The 17,308-nt window shown below is 65.8% G+C and carries 23 protein-coding genes; 15 read left to right on the top strand and 8 right to left on the bottom strand.

Annotation, left to right across the window (positions count from 1 at the left end; genetic code table 11):
- Window positions 1-4 precede the first annotated feature (4 nt).
- Together lptE and holA are read left to right on the top strand one after the other, a co-directional pair.
- A complete protein-coding gene (gene lptE / locus ACN4F8_RS11175; protein ID WP_419473667.1) occupies window positions 5-547 on the top strand; it encodes an LPS assembly lipoprotein LptE in 543 nt (180 codons plus the stop codon).
- A gap of 19 nt (window positions 548-566) precedes the next feature.
- Window positions 567-1,619, top strand: a complete 1,053-nt coding sequence (gene holA, locus ACN4F8_RS11170; RefSeq protein WP_419473666.1) for a DNA polymerase III subunit delta — start codon at window positions 567-569, stop codon at window positions 1,617-1,619.
- Between the two features lie 4 nt (window positions 1,620-1,623).
- Here holA and ACN4F8_RS11165 read toward each other — a convergent pair whose 3' ends face one another.
- Window positions 1,624-2,583, bottom strand: a complete 960-nt coding sequence (locus ACN4F8_RS11165) for a helix-turn-helix domain-containing protein (RefSeq protein WP_419473665.1) — start codon at window positions 2,581-2,583, stop codon at window positions 1,624-1,626.
- Between the two features lie 197 nt (window positions 2,584-2,780).
- On the opposite strand from ACN4F8_RS11165, the gene ACN4F8_RS11160 reads away from it, so the two are divergent.
- The 6 genes from ACN4F8_RS11160 (at window position 2,781) to ACN4F8_RS11135 (ending at window position 9,358) form a co-directional block, all read left to right on the top strand.
- Entirely contained in the window at window positions 2,781-3,980 is a 1,200-nt protein-coding gene (locus ACN4F8_RS11160) for an amino acid ABC transporter substrate-binding protein (protein ID WP_419473664.1), read from the top strand.
- Between the two features lie 145 nt (window positions 3,981-4,125).
- Window positions 4,126-5,028 carry a branched-chain amino acid ABC transporter permease gene (locus ACN4F8_RS11155; protein ID WP_419473663.1) on the top strand — a complete coding sequence of 301 codons (903 nt, stop codon included), beginning with the start codon at window positions 4,126-4,128 and terminating at the stop codon, window positions 5,026-5,028.
- Entirely contained in the window at window positions 5,025-6,053 is a 1,029-nt protein-coding gene (locus ACN4F8_RS11150) for a branched-chain amino acid ABC transporter permease (protein ID WP_419473662.1), read from the top strand. Before ACN4F8_RS11155 ends, ACN4F8_RS11150 begins: the two co-directional genes overlap by 4 nt.
- Before the next feature lie 129 nt (window positions 6,054-6,182).
- Complete coding sequence (locus ACN4F8_RS11145; RefSeq protein ID WP_419473661.1) at window positions 6,183-6,977, top strand: ABC transporter ATP-binding protein; 795 nt, start codon at window positions 6,183-6,185, stop codon at window positions 6,975-6,977.
- Window positions 6,974-7,789 carry an ABC transporter ATP-binding protein gene (locus tag ACN4F8_RS11140; RefSeq protein ID WP_419473660.1) on the top strand — a complete coding sequence of 272 codons (816 nt, stop codon included), beginning with the start codon at window positions 6,974-6,976 and terminating at the stop codon, window positions 7,787-7,789. Before ACN4F8_RS11145 ends, ACN4F8_RS11140 begins: the two co-directional genes overlap by 4 nt.
- A 114-nt stretch (window positions 7,790-7,903) precedes the next feature.
- Window positions 7,904-9,358 carry an aldehyde dehydrogenase gene (locus ACN4F8_RS11135; RefSeq protein WP_419473659.1) on the top strand — a complete coding sequence of 485 codons (1,455 nt, stop codon included), beginning with the start codon at window positions 7,904-7,906 and terminating at the stop codon, window positions 9,356-9,358.
- Between the two features lie 31 nt (window positions 9,359-9,389).
- Here the strand turns inward: ACN4F8_RS11135 and ACN4F8_RS11130 are convergent, their stop codons facing one another.
- The 4 genes from ACN4F8_RS11130 to ACN4F8_RS11115 form a co-directional block, all read right to left on the bottom strand.
- Complete coding sequence (locus tag ACN4F8_RS11130; RefSeq protein ID WP_419473658.1) at window positions 9,390-9,887, bottom strand: hypothetical protein; 498 nt, start codon at window positions 9,885-9,887, stop codon at window positions 9,390-9,392.
- A 21-nt stretch (window positions 9,888-9,908) separates the two neighbouring features.
- Entirely contained in the window at window positions 9,909-10,211 is a 303-nt protein-coding gene (locus ACN4F8_RS11125) for an addiction module antidote protein (RefSeq protein WP_419473657.1), read from the bottom strand.
- Between the two features lie 3 nt (window positions 10,212-10,214).
- The gene (locus ACN4F8_RS11120) at window positions 10,215-10,508 is read right to left on the bottom strand and encodes a type II toxin-antitoxin system RelE/ParE family toxin (RefSeq protein WP_419473656.1); all 294 of its coding nucleotides are present in this window, start codon (window positions 10,506-10,508) and stop codon (window positions 10,215-10,217) included.
- 90 nt (window positions 10,509-10,598) lie between these two features.
- Window positions 10,599-11,285 carry a winged helix-turn-helix transcriptional regulator gene (locus ACN4F8_RS11115; RefSeq protein WP_419473655.1) on the bottom strand — a complete coding sequence of 229 codons (687 nt, stop codon included), beginning with the start codon at window positions 11,283-11,285 and terminating at the stop codon, window positions 10,599-10,601.
- 129 nt (window positions 11,286-11,414) lie between these two features.
- Between ACN4F8_RS11115 and ACN4F8_RS11110 the strand changes: the two genes are divergently transcribed.
- The 4 genes from ACN4F8_RS11110 (at window position 11,415) to ACN4F8_RS11095 (ending at window position 13,582) form a co-directional block, all read left to right on the top strand.
- Window positions 11,415-12,305: a class I SAM-dependent methyltransferase gene (locus ACN4F8_RS11110; RefSeq protein ID WP_419473654.1), complete on the top strand. Its 891-nt coding sequence runs from the start codon at window positions 11,415-11,417 to the stop codon at window positions 12,303-12,305.
- Between the two features lie 243 nt (window positions 12,306-12,548).
- Window positions 12,549-13,007: a helix-turn-helix domain-containing protein gene (locus tag ACN4F8_RS11105; protein ID WP_419473653.1), complete on the top strand. Its 459-nt coding sequence runs from the start codon at window positions 12,549-12,551 to the stop codon at window positions 13,005-13,007.
- Window positions 13,008-13,160, top strand: coding sequence for a hypothetical protein (locus ACN4F8_RS11100; protein WP_419473652.1), 153 nt, complete (start codon window positions 13,008-13,010; stop codon window positions 13,158-13,160). It begins immediately after the preceding gene.
- The gene (locus ACN4F8_RS11095) at window positions 13,142-13,582 is read left to right on the top strand and encodes a PIN domain-containing protein (protein WP_419473651.1); all 441 of its coding nucleotides are present in this window, start codon (window positions 13,142-13,144) and stop codon (window positions 13,580-13,582) included. Before ACN4F8_RS11100 ends, ACN4F8_RS11095 begins: the two co-directional genes overlap by 19 nt.
- A 21-nt stretch (window positions 13,583-13,603) precedes the next feature.
- Here the strand turns inward: ACN4F8_RS11095 and ACN4F8_RS11090 are convergent, their stop codons facing one another.
- Window positions 13,604-13,936 carry a flagellar basal body rod protein gene (locus tag ACN4F8_RS11090; RefSeq protein ID WP_419473650.1) on the bottom strand — a complete coding sequence of 111 codons (333 nt, stop codon included), beginning with the start codon at window positions 13,934-13,936 and terminating at the stop codon, window positions 13,604-13,606.
- A 103-nt stretch (window positions 13,937-14,039) separates the two neighbouring features.
- Here ACN4F8_RS11090 and ACN4F8_RS11085 point away from each other — a divergent pair, with 103 nt between their 5' ends.
- Window positions 14,040-15,320, top strand: a complete 1,281-nt coding sequence (locus ACN4F8_RS11085) for a glutamate-5-semialdehyde dehydrogenase (protein WP_419473649.1) — start codon at window positions 14,040-14,042, stop codon at window positions 15,318-15,320.
- A 28-nt stretch (window positions 15,321-15,348) separates the two neighbouring features.
- Window positions 15,349-15,618, top strand: coding sequence for a DUF2277 domain-containing protein (locus tag ACN4F8_RS11080; protein WP_419473648.1), 270 nt, complete (start codon window positions 15,349-15,351; stop codon window positions 15,616-15,618).
- Here the strand turns inward: ACN4F8_RS11080 and ACN4F8_RS11075 are convergent.
- Window positions 15,615-15,896: a BrnA antitoxin family protein gene (locus ACN4F8_RS11075; RefSeq protein ID WP_419473647.1), complete on the bottom strand. Its 282-nt coding sequence runs from the start codon at window positions 15,894-15,896 to the stop codon at window positions 15,615-15,617. The two genes, ACN4F8_RS11080 and ACN4F8_RS11075, sit on opposite strands and share 4 nt — an antisense overlap.
- Window positions 15,871-16,149, bottom strand: coding sequence for a BrnT family toxin (locus ACN4F8_RS11070; RefSeq protein WP_419473646.1), 279 nt, complete (start codon window positions 16,147-16,149; stop codon window positions 15,871-15,873). The genes ACN4F8_RS11075 and ACN4F8_RS11070 overlap by 26 nt, the downstream gene beginning before the upstream one ends.
- A 118-nt stretch (window positions 16,150-16,267) precedes the next feature.
- Between ACN4F8_RS11070 and gshA the strand changes: the two genes are divergently transcribed.
- Window positions 16,268-17,308 (top strand): glutamate--cysteine ligase (gshA, locus tag ACN4F8_RS11065; protein ID WP_419473645.1); only part of this gene is annotated, 1,041 nt, incomplete at its 3' end.

The following is a 17,308-nucleotide window of genomic DNA, read 5'->3' as shown; positions in this document are numbered from 1 at the left end:
CTGCATGACGAACCAACGCACTGTGAGCCCACACCGCCGCGCCTGGCTGCAACTGGCCCTGGGCGCAACCGCGCTCGGTCTCTCGGGCTGCGGCTTTGCGCTGCGCAAGGCACCCACCTTCGCGTTCGACACGCTGCGCCTGCAAGGCATGGAGGGCACGCAGGTGAGCCGCGAGCTGCGCGATGCGCTGCAGGCCAACGGCATCCGCGTGCTGACCTCCAGCACACCCGCCACCGGTCCCGGTGCGCAAACAGGGCAGGCCATCCTCACCGTGCTCACCGACCAGCGCGAGCGTGTGGTGGTGGGCCAGACCGCCGCCGGCCAGGTGCGCGAACTGCAACTGCGCACGCGCTTCGTGTTCCGCCTGCGCACGCCCACCGACAAGATCCTGATCGACGACGTGGAGCTGCTGCTCGAGCGCGACATCAGCTTCAACGAAACCCAGGTGCTGGCCAAGGACGCCGAAGAGCAACTGCTCTACCGCGACATGCGCAGCGACATCGTGCAGCAGGTGGTGCGGCGCCTGGCGGCGGTGAAGTCGCTCTGAATCCGGCCTCGATCGACCCATGCAGATCGCAGCCCACCAACTCGCCGCCCAGCTGCAGCGCGGCCTCAAAAGCCTCTACACGCTGCACGGCGACGAGCCGCTGCTGATCCAGGAAGCGGCGGACGCGATCCGTGTGGTGGCGCGCGAGCAGGGCTGTGGTGAGCGCACGGTGCACACCGTGGCCGGCGCGCACTTCGACTGGGGCGAGGTGCTGGCCAGCGGCGGCTCCATGAGCCTGTTCTCCGACAAACAACTGATCGAGATCCGCATCCCTTCGGGCAAGCCCGGCAAGGACGGCTCGCAGGCGCTGCAGCAGATCGCGCAGAGCGCCGAGAACAACGACAGCACGGTCACGGTGGTGATCCTGCCCCGGTTGGACATGGCCACGCAAAAGGGCGCCTGGTTCGCCGCGCTCGACAGCTTCGGCACTGTGGTGCGTGTGGAAGCGGTGGACCGCAAGGCCTTGCCGCAGTGGATTGCGCAGCGCTTGCAGGCGCAGGGCCAACGTGTGGTGGCCGGCGAAGAAGGCCAGCGCACGCTGCAGTTTTTTGCCGACCGCGTGGAGGGCAATCTGCTCGCCGCGCACCAGGAGATCCAGAAGCTCGCGCTGCTGCACCCGGCGGGTGAGTTGTCGCTGGAGCAGGTGGAGTCGGCCGTGTTGAACGTGGCGCGCTACGACGCTTTCAAACTGGCCGAGGCGGTGCTGGGCGGGCAAAGCGTGCGTGTGCAGCGCATGCTCGACGGCCTGCAAGCCGAGGGCGAAGCGCCGGTGCTGGTGCACTGGGCGCTGTCCGAAGACATCCGCACGCTGCACCGCGTGCGCACCGCGCTGGACGCCGGCCGCCCGCTGCCCATGGCGTTGCGCGAGAACCGCGTGTGGGGCGTGAAAGAGAAGCTCATGGAGCGCGCGCTGCCGCTGCTGACCATGGCCACGCTCACGAAATGGCTGGACGACGCGCACACGGTGGACGGCATCGTCAAGGGCCTCAAGTCACCCGGTTGGCCGGCCGATCCCTGGCAGGCCTTGCAGCAGATGGCGATGAAAGTGACGCAAGGCTGCAGCCTGCGTTGACGGCTCAGGCGCGCTGCTGGGCCGCTTCCCGAAAATCGCTGGGCGACACGCCCGTGTGCTCCCGAAACACGCGGCTGAAATGGGCGGTGTTGTTGAAGCCCCAGGAGAACGCGATGTCGGTGATGGTGCGTTGCGCACCCCCGGTCTGGCGCAGCTCGCGCATGCAGGCCTGGATGCGCTGGCGCTGGATGTAGTGCGCGGGCGTGTCTTCTTCTGCGCTGAAGGCGTTGTGCAGGTGGCGCTTGCTGCAGTTGAGCGCCTGCGCGATGTGGTCCAGCGTGAGTGAGGGGTCGCGCAGGTGCTGGCCGATGTGTTCGCGGATGCGGTCGCGAAAGGCTTCGAGCTGGGTCACGTTGCTCTCGCGCCCCGCGAGTTCCTGCAGAGACAAGCGCACCAGCTCCACGATGAGTTCGCCCGCGCCGCGCGCCGCTGTTTCGCTCATCTGCGGCAGCTCCTGGTAGGTGCTGCGCATGGTCTCCAGCGCCACGCGCGCGATGCCGCTCACGCCGCCCACGTGGCGCGCCATCAGCGGCTCCAGCTTCAAACCGCGCTCGGTCAGCTGCTCCTTGGGCAGCATCACGATCAGATGTTCCACGCGCTCGGGGTTGGCGATCTCGTAGCTGCCCGTGGTGTCGTAGATGGCCCAGCCGCCGGGCCGCACCCAGGCCTCGCGCCCCTGCTGCTGCACCGCCGCACTGCCCTGCCAGGGCGCCACGATCTTGAGGTAGGCGCGGTCGTTGGCGCGTGCCAGCTGCGGGCTTTTCAGCACGCGGTGGCGGTTGGCTTCGAGCTTGGTGAGCACCACGTCGCCCGCGGCCGACGCACTCATGTGGCCGTCAAAGTCGGTGTCGCCGTACAGGTCGGATTCCAGCCCGCCGAAGTGCGTCCACACCCAGTCGCGCCAGATCGCGGCGCGCTCGATCGGCTCGACGCTGTCGGTGCTCATCACGGAGGCGGCTGTCATGTTGGAGGCTCCGGCGGTGGTCAGGGAGGCAAATTATCGGCCGCGCTGCCCAGCCCACGCTGCTCGCGCGGTCGAGGGTTTTCCCGGGGCGTCATGCGCGTTCCGTCAAGCAGGTAGTGCACCCACAGCACAGCGCGCGGCGTCTGCCGTGCCTACCATCGTGGCTCCAGCCCATCCACCTCTGCAGGAGACACAACATGGTTCAAGCCAATCGCCGTCTGGTCATCAAGAGCGCCGCCGCCGCGGTCGGCGCCATGTCGTTCGCACCCGGGCTCATGGCGCAGTCCGCGCCGGTGCGCATCGGGTATTCGATGTCGCGCACCGGCCCGTGGACGGGTGGCGCGCAGGTGAGCCAGGAGCCCAACTATTTGCTCTGGGCCGAGCAGCAGAACGCCGCGGGTGGCCTGGACGTGAAAGGTGTGAAGCGCCAGATCGAACTCATCAGCAGCGACGACCGCAGCGACACCGAGACCGTGGTGCGCACCTACGAAAAGCTCATGGGCAGCGACAAGGTCGACCTGGTGCTGCCGCCCTGGGGCTCCAACGCCAACTTCGCCGTGGCCCCGCTGGCCAACCGTTTCCAGTACCCGTTCCTCGCGCCCACCGCGCTCTCGCGCCGCCTGGTCGAGATGCGCCTGCCGTACTTCTTCTTGTTGCTGCAGCAGCCCGCGCCCATGACGAATGCGCTGGTCGACATGCTCAAGGCCAACGGCGTGAAAACCGTGGCGCTGATCTATGTGGACGACCTGTTCGGCCTGGAGAACTTTGCCGCTTTCAAGGTGGCGCTGCAGGGCAGCGGCATCACGCTGGTGGAAGACAAGAGCTACCCGGGTGGCGTGAAAGACCTCTCGCCCGTGCTGCGCTCCATGAAGGACAAGAACCCCGACGCCTTCGTGGGCTTCACCTACCCGCCCGACACCATTTTGGCCAGCCGCCAGGCCAAGGAAGTGGGCTTCAACCCCAAGTTCTTCTACGCCTCGGTGGGCACCGCCTTCCAGCTCTACCGCAACGTGATGACGCCCGCCGGCGCCGAAGGTGTGCTGGGCATGGGCTCGTGGAACGGCAAGACCAGCCCGGCCGCCAAGGCCTACTTCGACGCGCACACCAAGAAGTTCGCCGGCAAGGAACCCGACCGCTGGGCCAGCGGCGCCTGCTGGGCCGGCCTGGAGATCCTCACCAACGCGGTGAAAGCCCAGGGCCTGGACCGCAAGGCCATCCGCGACTACGTGGCGGGCACGACGCACAAAACCATCATTGGCGACATCAAGTTTGCCGGCAGCGAGAACGTGGGCACGCCGGGTACGGTGGGCCAGTGGCAGAACGGGGAGTTCGAGGTGGTGTGGCCGAAGACGGTGGCCACGGCTGCGTTGAACCCCAACAAACCTGTGTGGAAATAAGCGCCTTCGTTTACCCGCACATCCGTTCGGACGGAGCCCAATTCCGTTCGGGCTGAGCCTGTCCAAGCCCATCCACATCCCGTTCGTGTAAGCCCTTCGACAGGCTCAGGGCGAACGGGGTTGTGTTTCTGGTCCCCCAAATTACATGTCTTTCTCCGCCTGGCTCGAACTCCTCGCCTCCGGTCTCATCACCGGGGGCATCTACGCGCTTGTCGCGCTCGGGCTGAACCTGCAGTACGGGCTGATGCGCATCCTCAACATCGCGCACGGCGAGTTCCTCATGGTCGGGGCTTACCTCACCTGGATGGCGCAGACTTCGCTGGGCTTGAACCCGCTGTTCATGGTGCCGGTGTCGTTTGCCATGCTGTTCGTGCTGGGCTGGGTGATCCACCGCCTGTGTTTCCGCCGCCTAACCGTCACCTCGCCCAACCTCGACATCTTCGAAGCGCGCGGCCTCATGGTGGCCTTTGGCCTCATGTTCCTGGTGCAGAACTTCGCGTCGTGGATGTGGGGTGGTGATCTGCGCGGCTACGACTTCCTCACCGAGCCGGTGCAGATTCCGCTGCCCGACGGCACGGCGCAGTTCGCCGGCAACAAGCTGCTGGTGTTCGCGCTGGCGCTGCTGTTCTCGGGCGCGCTCATCGTGCTCATGCGCACCACGTTGCTGGGCAAGGGCGTGCGCGCGCTCATGCAGTCGCCCACCGGCGCGCAGCTCATGGGCATCAACACCCAGCGCCTGCACCCGCTCATGTTCGGCATCGGCCTGGGTCTCTCGGGCGTGGCCGGCGCGCTCCTGTCCATGTCGTACACCATCAGCCCGTCCATGGGCGAGCCCTACACCGTCACCGCGCTCATCGTCATCACGCTGGGCGGCTTCGGCAGCATGGGCGGCGCCTTGGCCGGCGGCCTGTTGCTCGGTGTGATCGAAGCCCTGGGCATGCACTTCACCAACCCCTCGCTCAAGGCCTTGTTGAGCTACGTGGTCTTCATCAGCGTGTTGTTGTTGCGGCCTGAAGGTCTGTTCACCCGGAAAAGCCGCAAGTCATGAACTCAAGACAATTCCTCATCCGCGACCTGCTGGTCCTCTTCGGCCTCACCGGTTGGGCCATTGCGCTGCCGGGCTTCGCCAGCGAGTTCGCCGTGTCCATGGCGCTCACCTGCCTGATGTACATCGCGCTCTCGTCGAGCTGGGCGCTGTTCTGCGGCACCACGCGTTATTTGTCGCTCGCCACCTCGGCCTTCTTCGGCATCGGCGCCTACACCAGTGCCATCTTGCTGGAGCAGGTGTCGTGGGTGCAGGCCATTGGCCTGGGTGCGCTCATTGCCGCCGCCGTGGCCGTGGTCATGGGTGCCGCCGTGCTGCACCTGCGCGGCACCTACTTTGCCGTGCTCACCTTCGGCATGACCGAGCTCATCCGCCACGCGATCAGCTACTTCGAAAAAAGCGTCACCGGCACCGTGGGCCGCGTGCTCATGGTGGTGCCCGATCGCGACACCATCTACCTCACCGTGCTCGCGCTCGCCGTGATCACGGTGGCGCTGTCCATCACCATCCGGCGCACGCGCTTTGGTCTTGCCATGCTCGGCATTGGCGCTGACGAGCAGCGCGCGCAGACGCTGGGCGTGAACACGCGCTGGGTGAAAGTGGCGGGCTTCGCCCTCACCGCCGCCGTGGCCGGTGCGGTGGGCGCGGCCATGTCGGTGCGCTGGACCTACATCGACCCGCACACCGTGTTCAACCCCTTCATCGGTTTCCAGACCGTGCTGATCGCGCTCATCGGCGGCGCGGCCACGCTGTGGGGCCCGCTGATCGCCGCCATCGTCTTCAGCGTGCTGGCCGAAACGCTGCGCCTGCAGGTGCCGCAGATCTACATGATGTCGCTGGGGCTGCTGCTGATCCTCTCGGTGCTGTACCTGCCGGGTGGCCTGGCCTCGCTGCGCGCCGAGACCTTCCGCGGCTGGCGCGATGGCGCCAAGGCCTGGTGGACCGAGACGCGTGACGACCTGAGCGGCGAGACCAAGCGCCGCAAACAACTCGAAAAAAGCCTGAGGGAGCGCCGCGATGTGTTTTGAGAAGCACCCCCGCCGCGCTCCGCGCGACCCCCTCAAGGGGGCGGTGCCTACGGCCCGGCAAAGCCGGTTCCGTGGCACCCCCGGGTTGGGTAGCCGCACTCGCGGCATTGCTCGCGTCGGGGAGCACACATGACCGGTCTAGAGAAACCTTTGCTCGACGCCCGCGACATCACCGTGCGCTTCGGTGGCCTCACCGCCGTGGACGCCGTGAGCGCGCGCTTCATGCCCGGCGAACTCGTCGGCATCATCGGCCCCAACGGCGCGGGCAAGACCACCTTCTTCAACGCCATCTCGGGCGTGACCCAACCCACCAGCGGCGCGCTGCTGATGCAGGGGCGCGAGCTCAGCGGCAAAGGCCCCCACCGCTTTGCCGCCAACGGTCTTGCCCGCACCTTCCAGACGCCGCGCACCTTTGCCGACATGCTGGTGCGCGACAACATCGCCTTCGGCCTCAAGTTCGCAGGGCGGCGCCCGCGCAAATACATCTGGTGGGGCGAAGAAACCACCGTGCCGTGGGTGCTGCGCACGCCCGAGAGCATCCTGGGCTTGATCGGCCTCTCGGCGCAGGCCGACCTGCCCGCCGCCGCCATCACGCCGTCACAGCAGCGCCTGCTGGAAATCGGCATGGCGCTGGCCACGCGCCCGCGCATGCTGCTGCTTGACGAAGTGGCCGCCGGCCTCACTGAAAACGAAGTGGAGGAGATGGCGCGCCTGATCCGCCGCCTGCGCGACGAACTCGACCTCACCGTGGTCTGGATTGAGCACGCCGTGACCACGCTGCTGCGCCACGTGGAGCGCGTGATCGTGCTGCACCAGGGCAAGAAGATCGCCGACGGCACACCGGCCGAGGTGGTGCGCAATGCCGAGGTGATCGAGGCTTACCTGGGCGACGAGATGAACGAAACCGAGGAGGCCGCCGCATGATGTGGTACCGCCCAACCCCCTTTGAACTCGGTGGCGGCGCGCGCGCGCGGCTCAAGGTCAACGGCCTGTCTGCCGGCTACGGCGCCTTCCTCGTGTTGCGCGATCTGCAGCTCGACATCCAGCCGGGCCTGACCGTGGTGCTCGGCCCCAACGGCGCCGGCAAGACCACGCTGCTCAAGGCGCTCAACGGCCTGATCCCGCGCGGTGGCTCGTTGCTGCTCGACGGCGCCGAGATGCCCGAGAAGACGCACGAGATCGTGCAGGCCGGCGTGGCCCTGGTGCCCGAAGGCCGCCAGTTGTTTCCGCAGCTCACCGTGACTGAGAACCTCGAACTCGGCGGCTGGCTGGTGCCCAAGGCACAACGCGCCGAGCGCCTCGCCCAGGCCTTTGTGGACTTTCCCAAACTCAAGGAGCGCGCCACGCAACTGGCGGGCACCATGAGCGGTGGCGAGCAGCAGATGGTGGCCGTGGCGCGCGCCATGATGTGCGCGCCGCGCCTGCTCATGCTCGACGAACCCTCGCTCGGTCTCGCGCCCAAGATGGTGGACGAGCTGCTCACCATCGTGCGCCGCATTGCCGACGCGGGCACCACCGTGCTCATGGTGGAGCAGAACGTGAAGAAAGCCCTCGCGGTGGCCGACCGGGGCTACGTGATGGAGCGCGGCATGCTGGTGGCCAGCGGCCCGGCCAAGCTGCTCGCACGCTCCACCGTGATCCGCGAGGCGTATCTGGGCGCCGACAAAGACCCCGCCACGGGCACCACCAGCGCGGCCGATGCGGTGCAGCGAAAGAAGGCCCTGGCCACAACCTGAATCCAACCCCACTCCGTTCGCCCTTAGCCTGTCGAAGGGCTCACCCACCCAGTGGTGTGAAGGCTTCGACAGGCTCAGCCCGAACGGTGTCATTTCAACCTCAAGGAGAACCCCATGTCCGACATGTCCATGCTCATCAACGGCCTCAAGGTCACCGCCGAAAAAGGCGCCACCTTCGAACGCCGCAACCCGCTCGACGGCAGCGTGGCCACGCGCGCGCCCGCCGCCTCACCGGCCGACGCCGTGATGGCGGTGGAAGCCGCCGCCGAAGCCTTCAAGACCTGGAGCGAAACCGGCCCGAGCCTGCGCCGCGCGCTGCTGCTCAAGGCCGCCGACGCGCTGGAAGCCAAGACGCCCGCGTTCATCGAAGCCGTGTCGGCCGAGACCGGCGCCACCGGCATGTGGGGCGGCTTCAACGTGATGCTGGCCGCCGGCATGATCCGCGAAGCCGCCGCGCTCACCACCCAGGTTGCGGGCGAGGTGATCCCGTCGGACGTGCCCGGCTCGCTCGCCATGGGCATCCGCCAGCCGGCCGGCGTGGTGCTCGGCATCGCGCCCTGGAACGCGCCCATCATCCTGGCCGTGCGCGCGATCTGTGTGCCGCTGGCGTGCGGCAACACCGTCATCTTGAAAGGCAGCGAGAACTGCCCGCGCACCCACCAGCTGATCATCGAGGCGTTCCAGGACGCGGGCTTCCCGCCCGGCGTGGTGAACTACATCACCAACGCGCCGGCCGACGCGGGCGCCGTGGTTGAAGCCATGGTGGCCCACCCGGCCGTGCGCCGCGTGAACTTCACCGGCTCCACCAAGGTCGGCAAGATCATCGCGATGACTTGCGCGAAGTACTTGAAACCCGTGGTGCTGGAGCTGGGTGGCAAAGCACCGCTGGTGGTGCTGGACGACGCCAATCTCGACGACGCCGTCAACGGTGCGGCCTTCGGCGCGTTTGCCAACAGCGGCCAGATCTGCATGAGCACCGAACGCATCATCGTGGACAACAAGATTGCGGACGCCTTCGTGAAGAAGTTCGCCGACAAGGCCAAGGCCCTGCCGCTGGGCGACCCACGCAAGCCCGAGCCGGTGGTGCTGGGCTCGGTGATCGGCATGGGCACGGTGCACCACTGCAACGAACTGATCGACGACGCGCTGGCCAAGGGCGCCAAGCTCGCTTGCGGCGGCAAGGCCGACACCACGCTCATGCCTGCCACCGTGCTCGACTTTGTCACCCCCGCCATGCGCATCTACCACGAGGAAACCTTCGGCCCGGTGAAATGCGTGGTGCGCGTGAGCGGCGTGGAAGAGGCCATTGCCTGCGCGAACGACAACGAGTACGGCCTGAGTGCCGCCGTGTTCGGCGGCGATATCGCCCGCGCGTTCAACGTGGCCCGCAAGATCGACAGCGGCATCTGCCACGTGAACGGCCCGACCGTGCACGACGAAGCGCAGATGCCGTTTGGCGGCGTCAAGGGCTCGGGCATCGGGCGCTTCGGCGGCAAGGCCGGCATTGCCGAATTCACCGAACTGCGCTGGATCACGGTGCAGACGACGCCGCGGCACTACCCGTTTTGATATTTGGAAGCTGCCGCTGGATTGGATGCTCTCAGTAGAGACCTCTAAGGGCAGTGCCGATTTGTTCCAAGGTTTTGTTGGTGCTGTTGGCCGCCTTCATGAACGCGGCTTCAGCATCAAGATGGCTTTCAGCCGAACAGACAAGGCCATGATCGCCCGAGGTGGTTTTGAGCGCCGTCCGAAGGTAATCGTCTGCTACTCGTTCAATGAGTATCCAGAGCTTTCTGTTGGCAAGTCGCATGCTTTCACTCAGGTCATCACCGAGGTATGACTTGCCCCAGGGAGTGCCTTGGCGAAAAGCAGCCAGATCCTCCAAGTGTGATCTGGCGACTAAGCGCATCGCATCATGTAACGCCTCTTGCAGGGCCAGGAGATTTTCGCGCTGGAAAACACGCGCGAGTTCTTGTCTTTCCTGCGTCTTTACTTCTTGTTGAAGACGAAGTGTGTGCAGGCCTGAGAGCCACGTTGCCCCCAAACTGGCCAGTGCCCCCACGATGGTTCCAAGCAAACCCCAAAGTGCTGCGTCCATCACACAAACTGCCTCATCGGGTTACGCTGCTTCCACATGCAACCTCACCCCCAAAGCCCGCGCTACCTTGAGCACAGTCGAAAAGCTCGGATTTCCTTCTGGGCTCAGCGCGCGATAAAGGCTTTCCCGACTGAGCCCTGAGTCTTTGGCTACCTGCGTCATTCCCTTGGCGCGAGCGATATCGCCGAGGGCGCGGGCAATGCCCGCCGCGTCGTCAGGCGCGTCGGTGAGCCAGGCGTCGAGGTAGGCGGCCATGTCTTCCGGCGAGCGCAGATACTCTGTCACGTCGTAGGCGGTGGTCTGGGTCTTGGTGGTTTTGCGCATGGGTTACTCCTCGTAGCCGTTAGCCAAGGTGATGGCTTTGGCAATGTCTTTGGTTTGGGTGGACTTGTCTCCACCCGCCAGCAGCAACAACAGCACATTGCCGCGTTGCATGTAGTACACCCGGTAGCCAGGGCCGACGTCGATCTTGAGTTCGGAAACCCCCTCGGTGAGGTTGCGATGCACGCCTGGGTTGCCGTGGATCAGCCGGTCGACACGCACCAGGATCCGGGCACGCACCACGTGATCTCGCAACCCATTGATCCATTGCCGGTAGTCATCCGTCTGCTCGATACGCATGGCGCAAGTGTAGCCTGTGAGCTACATATGTCAATGCTTCCCCAGTGGTAACGGTGCCGATTGGAGGGACAGCGCGGCCAACGCGCTGGCTCAACGAGGCTGCGTAGCCCGCGTCGGCGCAAACATGCTGCGCCCCAGCCAGCGCCAAAGCCGCTGACCATTGCGCCCCGCACCCTGCACCGTCAGATCGCCCGACTGGATCTCCCGCTCTGGGGCGCTGTCGCCGGTCCAGATTTCGGTGAGTGCGCGCACCGTCGAATCGACCTGCACGCTCACGTCGTGGCCCGGGTCGTCCCGGCACAGATCGGCCACGTGGTCTTCCACCACCAGCCACCACTGCCGCTCGGTCGCCGGGCCGTCGCTGAACCGGAAATGGACCACCGTGCGCTCGGCGTCGGGGAACTCCTCCATGCGCGCGAAGCGGCGGATGTCCCACATGAGGAACCCGGCGTCGAGTTGCTCGGGCCGCAGCCGACTGCCGATCCAGCGCGCGCCCCAGTGGCCCAGACCCACCACGATGGGCCGCAGTTCCTCCCCGGCCGGCGTCAGGTGGTACTCCCAGTTCTTTTCGACGCGCCGGCGCTCGATGACGCCGATCTCTTCGAGCTTGCGCAGGCGCTGCGTGAGCAGCGTGGCCGACATGCGCGGCACGCCGCGGTGGATGTCGTTGAAGCGGTGGCTGCCGCACAGCAGCTCGCGCACCACCAGCGGCGTCCACAGTTCGCCCAACACCTCGGCGCCCCGGGCGACGGTACAGAACTGCATGTAATCGATCATGCGGACCAGTCTAGTCGTGGGCCATCGGAACGCCTACTCCAGATTCTGGACTTGAGCGCGCCCGGCACCGGGCATACCTTGACGACCGACCGTGCATGTCGCACCGGTCGAGACCCAAGGAGCATTGCCATGACCGAAGCCCTCGTTTCCGCCCCCGCTGCACCGGCCGTCTTCGACGCCGAGAAGTTCCGCCAGACCACGCGCGCACAGTGGGAGAACACCGCCGAAGCCTGGAACCGATGGGGCCCCTTGCTGGCGCGCTGGCTGGGCCCTTCGACCGAGGCCATGCTGGACATGGCGGCGGTGGGCCCCGGCTCGCGTGTGCTCGACGTGGCCGCCGGCGCGGGCGAACAAACCCTGGTCGCCGCGCGCCGTGTGGGCGCACACGGCCACGTGCTGGCCACCGACATCTCGCCGGCCATCCTGCGCCACGCCCAGGCGGCGGCCGCGCAGGCCGGGCTGTCGAACGTGGACACCCTGGAGCTCGATGGCGAGCGCCACGACCTGGTGCCCGGCGCGTCGTTTGATGCTGCGATCTCGCGCGTCGGCCTGATCTATTTCCCCGACCAGCAGCGCGCGCTGGCCGGCATCCGCCATGCCCTGAAGCCGGGCGGGCGCTTCGCCGCGGTGGTGTATTCCACCGCCGATCGCAACCCCTTCTTCGCGCTGCCGGTCGGCATCATCCGGCGCCGCGCGCAGCTGCCGCCACCCCTGCCTGGTCAACCTGGGCCGTTCTCCCTGGGGGCCGAAGGCGTGTTGGCGAAAACGCTGGAGCAAGCCGGCTTCCGCGACGTGGAGGTGCGCCGGGTCGATTCCCCCGTGCGCCTGCCGAGCGCCGCCGAGTGCGTGCGCTTCGAGCGCGAGTCGTTTGGCGCCCTGCACCAGATGATGGCGGGCCTGGGTGAAGACGAACGGGCCGACACCTGGCGCGAAATCGAAGAAGCCTTGCTCCGCTTCGAAACCCCGGCGGAGGGCTTCGTGGGGCCATGCGAGATGCTGGTGGGGGCGGGCACGCGCTGAGGGGAGCACACGGACGCCTCCTCATAACCGCTCACTTCTGAGCGGGAGTTGTGCAGCTTTCCAGCGGCGGATCTGACCGCCTTCTGACGAACTCCCGCCAGGCCCGGTGGCTGCTGGGCTTGGCGGGGGAACCCGAGATCAGCGATCGAACGCGTTGCGAATAATTCGAATGATGCGTATATTGCGCCTCATGCAGGCTTCACCAGCCCACGCATTTCAACAAGACGTGTTCAGGAAACCCCCATGACCCAACAAATACTGGACCCGGCCAGCGAAGCCGAAGCCGAGATGGCGGGGGCTGCTCGCGCGTGCCTTGTGGCGGCGCTGGATCATTCGAAGGCCGAGTCGATCAAGGTGACCATCGAGGTGAACAGCGGGGAAGCGCCCGTGCTGATCCTGCCGCCTCGGGCACTTCGGTTTTTTGCGGATGTGTTGAGGCAGATGGCCAAACGCGAGCCGATGCTGCTGGTGCCCCAAAAGCTGGAACTGACCACGCAGGAGGCGGCGGCCTTCCTCAACGTGTCGCGCCCCTTCGTGATCAAGGAAATCGAAGCCAGCCGGCTGGCCTGTCGGCTGGTCAATCGGCACCGCCGGATCGAGTTTGAAGAACTGTTGCGGTACCAGTCGGCGCAGAAGCAACGGTCGGAAGAGGCGCTCAAGAAACTGAGCAAACTGTCCCAGGAGATGGGGGAAGAGCTGTAAATGGCGGGCAGCTCACGCTACACGGCGGTGCTGGATGCCAACGTTCTTTACCCCGCGCTGCTGCGCGACGTGTTGCTCAGCCTGGCGCATGCCGATCTCTACAGCGCCAAATGGACACCGCACATTCGCGCTGAATGGACGCCTCGCTGCTGAAAGACCGACCTGATCAGGGCGAAAGGATCGCAGCTGCGGTCGAGGCCATGGAAGTTGCGATTCCCGACTGTCTGGTGGCGGGCTACGAGCATCTCATCGACGGCCTCCATCTGCCCGACCCGGACGATCGTCATGTGCTGGCGGCGGCCATCGCCGGGCATGCCGATGCCATCATCACGTGGAACGAAAAAGACTTTCCGTCGAGCGTGCTGGATCGTTTCGGCATCGAGCTGCAAACACCCGATGAATTTGTGCTCAACCAGATCATGTTGCGGGGCAGTGTCGCGCTCACCGCCATCAAAGGCATGCGCGAGCGGTGGGAGCGACCGCAATACACCGCAGAAGCTTTGGTGGACTTGCTGGAGCGGCGTGGTCTGCCGCAAACCGCTGCGCACCTTCGAGATGTGGTCAACCTGTTGTGAGCGCCTGCTGCCTGTAAAGCCTCAGGCCCGCGTGTCCAGCAAGGTCCCCAACATCCGGTCTTCCGTCTGCACGGTGCGCAGGTTGGCCGCAAAGCTGTAGAGGCTCATGCGCTGGCCCACCAGGTCGTCGGCCAGCCGGTCAAACGGTGCCGACACGCCGGTCTCGCGGGCCGTCTGTGTGTCCACGCCACCGCTGTCGGGTCGCGCGGCCTGCGTCGTCACCTGCCGCCGGAATTCCGGCGTCTGCACATTGGCCACGTTGTGGGCGTGCGAGTCCAGCTGGCGCTGCGCGGCGCGCATGCCGCTCAGGCCGATGGCGCTGGCCGAGCTGCTGGGTGTGACCGACATGGACATGGTGGGCAGATGGGTGGGGATCTCAAGCGGTGTATCGGCCGGTGCAAAGGCAACTTGAGCCCTGGTCGGACACAAGCACCGCCCCTCTGCGAAAATCTCTCGCATGAATGCGACCAACACCACCGAACTCATGCACACCCTGGGCCAGCAGGCCAAGGCGGCCTCGGCGCTCATGGCCAAGGCCAGCGCAGCCACCAAACAGCGCGCCTTGCTCGGCCTGGCCGCCCTGTTGCGCGCGAATGTGGACGCGCTGCAGCTGGACAACAACAAGGACCTGGAACGCGCCCGCGCGGCGGGCCTGGCCGAGCCCATGGTGGACCGCCTCAAGCTCACACCCAAAGTCATTGAGACCTGTGCCCAGGGCTGCGAGCAGCTCGCGGCCATGCCCGAGATCATTGGCGACATCACCGGCCTGAAGCAGATGCCCAGCGGCATCCGCGTGGGGCAGATGCGTGTGCCCATCGGCGTGTTCGGCATGATCTATGAGAGCCGGCCCAATGTGACCATCGAGGCTGCGTCGTTGTCCATCAAGAGCGGCAACGCGGCCATCTTGCGCGGCGGTTCGGAAGCCATCGAATCCAACCGCGCGCTCAATCTTCTGGTGCAGCGCGCATTGCTGGATGCCGGCCTGCCTGCCGACGCGGTGCAGCTTGTGCCCACCACCGACCGCGCCGCCGTGGGCCAGCTCATCACCATGCCGCAGTACGTGGACGTGATCATTCCGCGCGGCGGCAAGGGTCTCATCGAGCGCATCAGCGCCGAGGCCAAGGTGCCCGTGATCAAACACCTGGACGGCAATTGCCACACCTATGTGGACGACCCGTGTGACGTGGCCATGGCCGTGACCGTGGCCGACAACGCCAAGACCCAGAAGTTCAGCCCCTGCAACGCGACCGAGAGCCTGTTGGTGGCGCGCGGCGTGGCGGCCGAGTTCCTGCCGAAGATCGGCGCCATCTACGCGGCCAAGGAGGTGGAGATGCGTTGCTGCCCCGAGAGCAAGGCGATTCTCTCGGCGGTGCCGGGCGCCGACCTCAAAGACGCCACCGAGGCCGACTGGTCGGAGGAATACCTCGCCCCGGTCATCAGCATCAAGCTGGTCGAGGGCGTGGACGAGGCCATTGCCCACATCAACCGCTACAGCAGCCACCACACCGACGCCATCCTCACCAAAGACCACATGCACGCGCAGCGCTTTCTGCGCGAGGTGGATTCGGCCAGCGTCATGGTGAACACCAGCACCCGCTTCGCCGACGGTTTCGAGTTCGGCCTGGGCGCCGAAATCGGCATCAGCACCGACAAATTCCACGCGCGCGGGCCGGTGGGTGTGGAGGGCCTGACCTCGTTGAAGTACGTGGTGCTGGGCGAGGGTGAAGTTCGGGGCTGATCAACGCCCCATCGGGAGGGAGATGTCCATGTGCCGCAACATCAAGACCTTGTTCAACTTCGAGCCACCCGCCACCGAGCTGGAAATCCGCGACGCGGCGCTGCAGTTCGTGCGCAAGCTCAGTGGTTTCAATGTGCCGTCGCAAGCGAACGAAGCCGCGTTCGACCACGCGGTGGCGCAGGTGGCGGACTCCGCGCGCGAACTCATCGCATCCATGCGCACCACTGCCGCGCCCCGGGATCGGGAGGTGGAAGCGGCCAAAGCCCGGGCTCGGACGGCTGCGCGCTTCGGGGCTTAGACGTTGGCTGGATCGTGCGAACGGAGCCAGTCCTTGAGCGCTGAATCCACGCGCGTCTGCCAGCCGTCACCGGTGTCACGAAATTCCTGAACCACCTCCGGTGAAAGGCGGATCGTGATCCGCTCCTTGGTGGGTGTTTTCTGCGGCCCGCGCACGTTCAGTTTCGCCAACAAACTGCCGGGCAGCGCATGCTTCGCCGGCTTGAAACGCTTCACGTCGGCAACGGTCAGTTCGCGCACTTCGCCTGCGGCGTCAGTCAGGGGCTTGGCTCTGGGCATGGCGTTTTACCTCTCGCTCGTTGGCTTTTCGAAAGCTGATGACACGAATGCCCTCAACGGTTTCCGTGAAACACAGAACATGCAATCGACCGTGAAGTTCACCCAGCGCCACGTAACGGGTTTCTCCATACGCTTGCCGGGTGTCAATCTGGATGAGCGCGTTCTCAAAATCAAACTCCGCTGCCTGCCCGAACGGAAGACCGCGTTCGAGGATGTTCCGTTCATTTTTTCCAGGATCGAAGGTGATGTGCACGGAGCCAAATTGTATGCACAATTTGTGAGACGGGCAAACGTCGGCAAGCCTTGCAAACCCGTCATCCGGCCCCATTACACTGACTACCCCCACCCGTTGCCGCCGCAGGCCTTTTCCTATGGTCCCCCACCTTGTCACCGCCCTGACCGGCCCCATCAACGAGCTTGAGCAGCGCATCCTCGAGTCCACGCCGGTCATCGAGCGCTGGTTCCGGCTGGAGTGGATGGAGCACACGCCGCCGTTTTACAGCTCGGTGGACGTGCGCAACGCCGGCTTCAAGCTGGCGCCGGTGGACACCAACCTGTACCCCGGCGGCTGGAACCACCTCACGCCCGAGATGATTCCGCTGGCGGTGCAGGCGGCGATGGCGGCGATCGAGAAGATCTGCCCCGAGGCCAAGAACCTGCTGCTGATTCCCGAAAACACGCGCGACACCTTCTACCTGAGCAACCTGGCCCAGCTGCAGCGCATCTTCTACATGGCCGGGCTCAACGTGCGGCTGGGCTCCATGTCCAACGACATCAAGGCGCCCACCACCATCGAGCTGCCCGGCGGCGAAAAGGTGGTGTTGGAACCGCTGATCCGCACCAAGCGGCGCCTGGGCCTCAAAAACTTCGACCCCTGCACCATCCTGCTCAACAACGACCTCAGCGCCGGCGTGCCCGGCATCGTGGAAGACCTGCACGAGCAGTACCTGTTGCCGCCGCTGCATGCTGGCTGGTCCACGCGCCGCAAGAGCCACCACTTCAAGGCGTATGAGGAGGTGTCCAAGCGCTTCGGCAAGCTGCTGGGCATGGACCACTGGCTCATCAACCCGATGTTCAACCAGTGCGGCCAGGTCGATTTCAACACCAGCGCAGGGCTGGAATGCCTGCGCAGCAACACCGACGCGTTGCTGGGCAAGATCCGCCGCAAGTACAAGGAGTACGGCATCAACGAGAAGCCGTTCGTGGTGGTCAAGGCCGACAACGGCACCGGCGGCATGGGCATCCTCACCGTGCGCGACGCCCGGGAAATCGACAACCTCTCCGCCAAGACCAAGGCCAACATGGCGGTCACGCAGGGCGGTCAGTCGGTGAGCGAGGTGATCATTCAAGAGGGTGTGCAGACCAACGAGCGCATCAACAGCGCGGTGGCCGAGCCGGTGGTCTACATGATG

Origin of the sequence: Hydrogenophaga sp. (genome assembly GCF_048549895.1) — a bacterium.
Taxonomy (GTDB): Bacteria; Pseudomonadota; Gammaproteobacteria; order Burkholderiales; family Burkholderiaceae_C; genus Hydrogenophaga.
Note: the sequence above shows the minus strand (reverse complement) of the source record. Positions and strands in the feature narration are given on the sequence as shown.

Coding starts and splice junctions, on each gene's coding strand:
- ACN4F8_RS11120 (WP_419473656.1), bottom strand. CDS start 10,508: ATGCGTATCGAGCAGACGGATGACTACCGGCAATGGATCAATGGGTTG.
- ACN4F8_RS11135 (WP_419473659.1), top strand. CDS start 7,904: ATGTCCGACATGTCCATGCTCATCAACGGCCTCAAGGTCACCGCCGAA.
- ACN4F8_RS11080 (WP_419473648.1), top strand. CDS start 15,349: ATGTGCCGCAACATCAAGACCTTGTTCAACTTCGAGCCACCCGCCACC.
- ACN4F8_RS11100 (WP_419473652.1), top strand. CDS start 13,008: ATGGCGGGCAGCTCACGCTACACGGCGGTGCTGGATGCCAACGTTCTT.
- ACN4F8_RS11090 (WP_419473650.1), bottom strand. CDS start 13,936: ATGTCCATGTCGGTCACACCCAGCAGCTCGGCCAGCGCCATCGGCCTG.
- ACN4F8_RS11115 (WP_419473655.1), bottom strand. CDS start 11,285: ATGATCGATTACATGCAGTTCTGTACCGTCGCCCGGGGCGCCGAGGTG.
- ACN4F8_RS11165 (WP_419473665.1), bottom strand. CDS start 2,583: ATGACAGCCGCCTCCGTGATGAGCACCGACAGCGTCGAGCCGATCGAG.
- ACN4F8_RS11085 (WP_419473649.1), top strand. CDS start 14,040: ATGAATGCGACCAACACCACCGAACTCATGCACACCCTGGGCCAGCAG.
- ACN4F8_RS11105 (WP_419473653.1), top strand. CDS start 12,549: ATGACCCAACAAATACTGGACCCGGCCAGCGAAGCCGAAGCCGAGATG.
- ACN4F8_RS11155 (WP_419473663.1), top strand. CDS start 4,126: ATGTCTTTCTCCGCCTGGCTCGAACTCCTCGCCTCCGGTCTCATCACC.
- holA (WP_419473666.1), top strand. CDS start 567: ATGCAGATCGCAGCCCACCAACTCGCCGCCCAGCTGCAGCGCGGCCTC.
- ACN4F8_RS11145 (WP_419473661.1), top strand. CDS start 6,183: ATGACCGGTCTAGAGAAACCTTTGCTCGACGCCCGCGACATCACCGTG.
- ACN4F8_RS11130 (WP_419473658.1), bottom strand. CDS start 9,887: ATGGACGCAGCACTTTGGGGTTTGCTTGGAACCATCGTGGGGGCACTG.
- ACN4F8_RS11150 (WP_419473662.1), top strand. CDS start 5,025: ATGAACTCAAGACAATTCCTCATCCGCGACCTGCTGGTCCTCTTCGGC.
- lptE (WP_419473667.1), top strand. CDS start 5: ATGACGAACCAACGCACTGTGAGCCCACACCGCCGCGCCTGGCTGCAA.
- ACN4F8_RS11075 (WP_419473647.1), bottom strand. CDS start 15,896: ATGCCCAGAGCCAAGCCCCTGACTGACGCCGCAGGCGAAGTGCGCGAA.
- ACN4F8_RS11125 (WP_419473657.1), bottom strand. CDS start 10,211: ATGCGCAAAACCACCAAGACCCAGACCACCGCCTACGACGTGACAGAG.
- ACN4F8_RS11095 (WP_419473651.1), top strand. CDS start 13,142: ATGGACGCCTCGCTGCTGAAAGACCGACCTGATCAGGGCGAAAGGATC.
- ACN4F8_RS11110 (WP_419473654.1), top strand. CDS start 11,415: ATGACCGAAGCCCTCGTTTCCGCCCCCGCTGCACCGGCCGTCTTCGAC.
- ACN4F8_RS11160 (WP_419473664.1), top strand. CDS start 2,781: ATGGTTCAAGCCAATCGCCGTCTGGTCATCAAGAGCGCCGCCGCCGCG.
- ACN4F8_RS11140 (WP_419473660.1), top strand. CDS start 6,974: ATGATGTGGTACCGCCCAACCCCCTTTGAACTCGGTGGCGGCGCGCGC.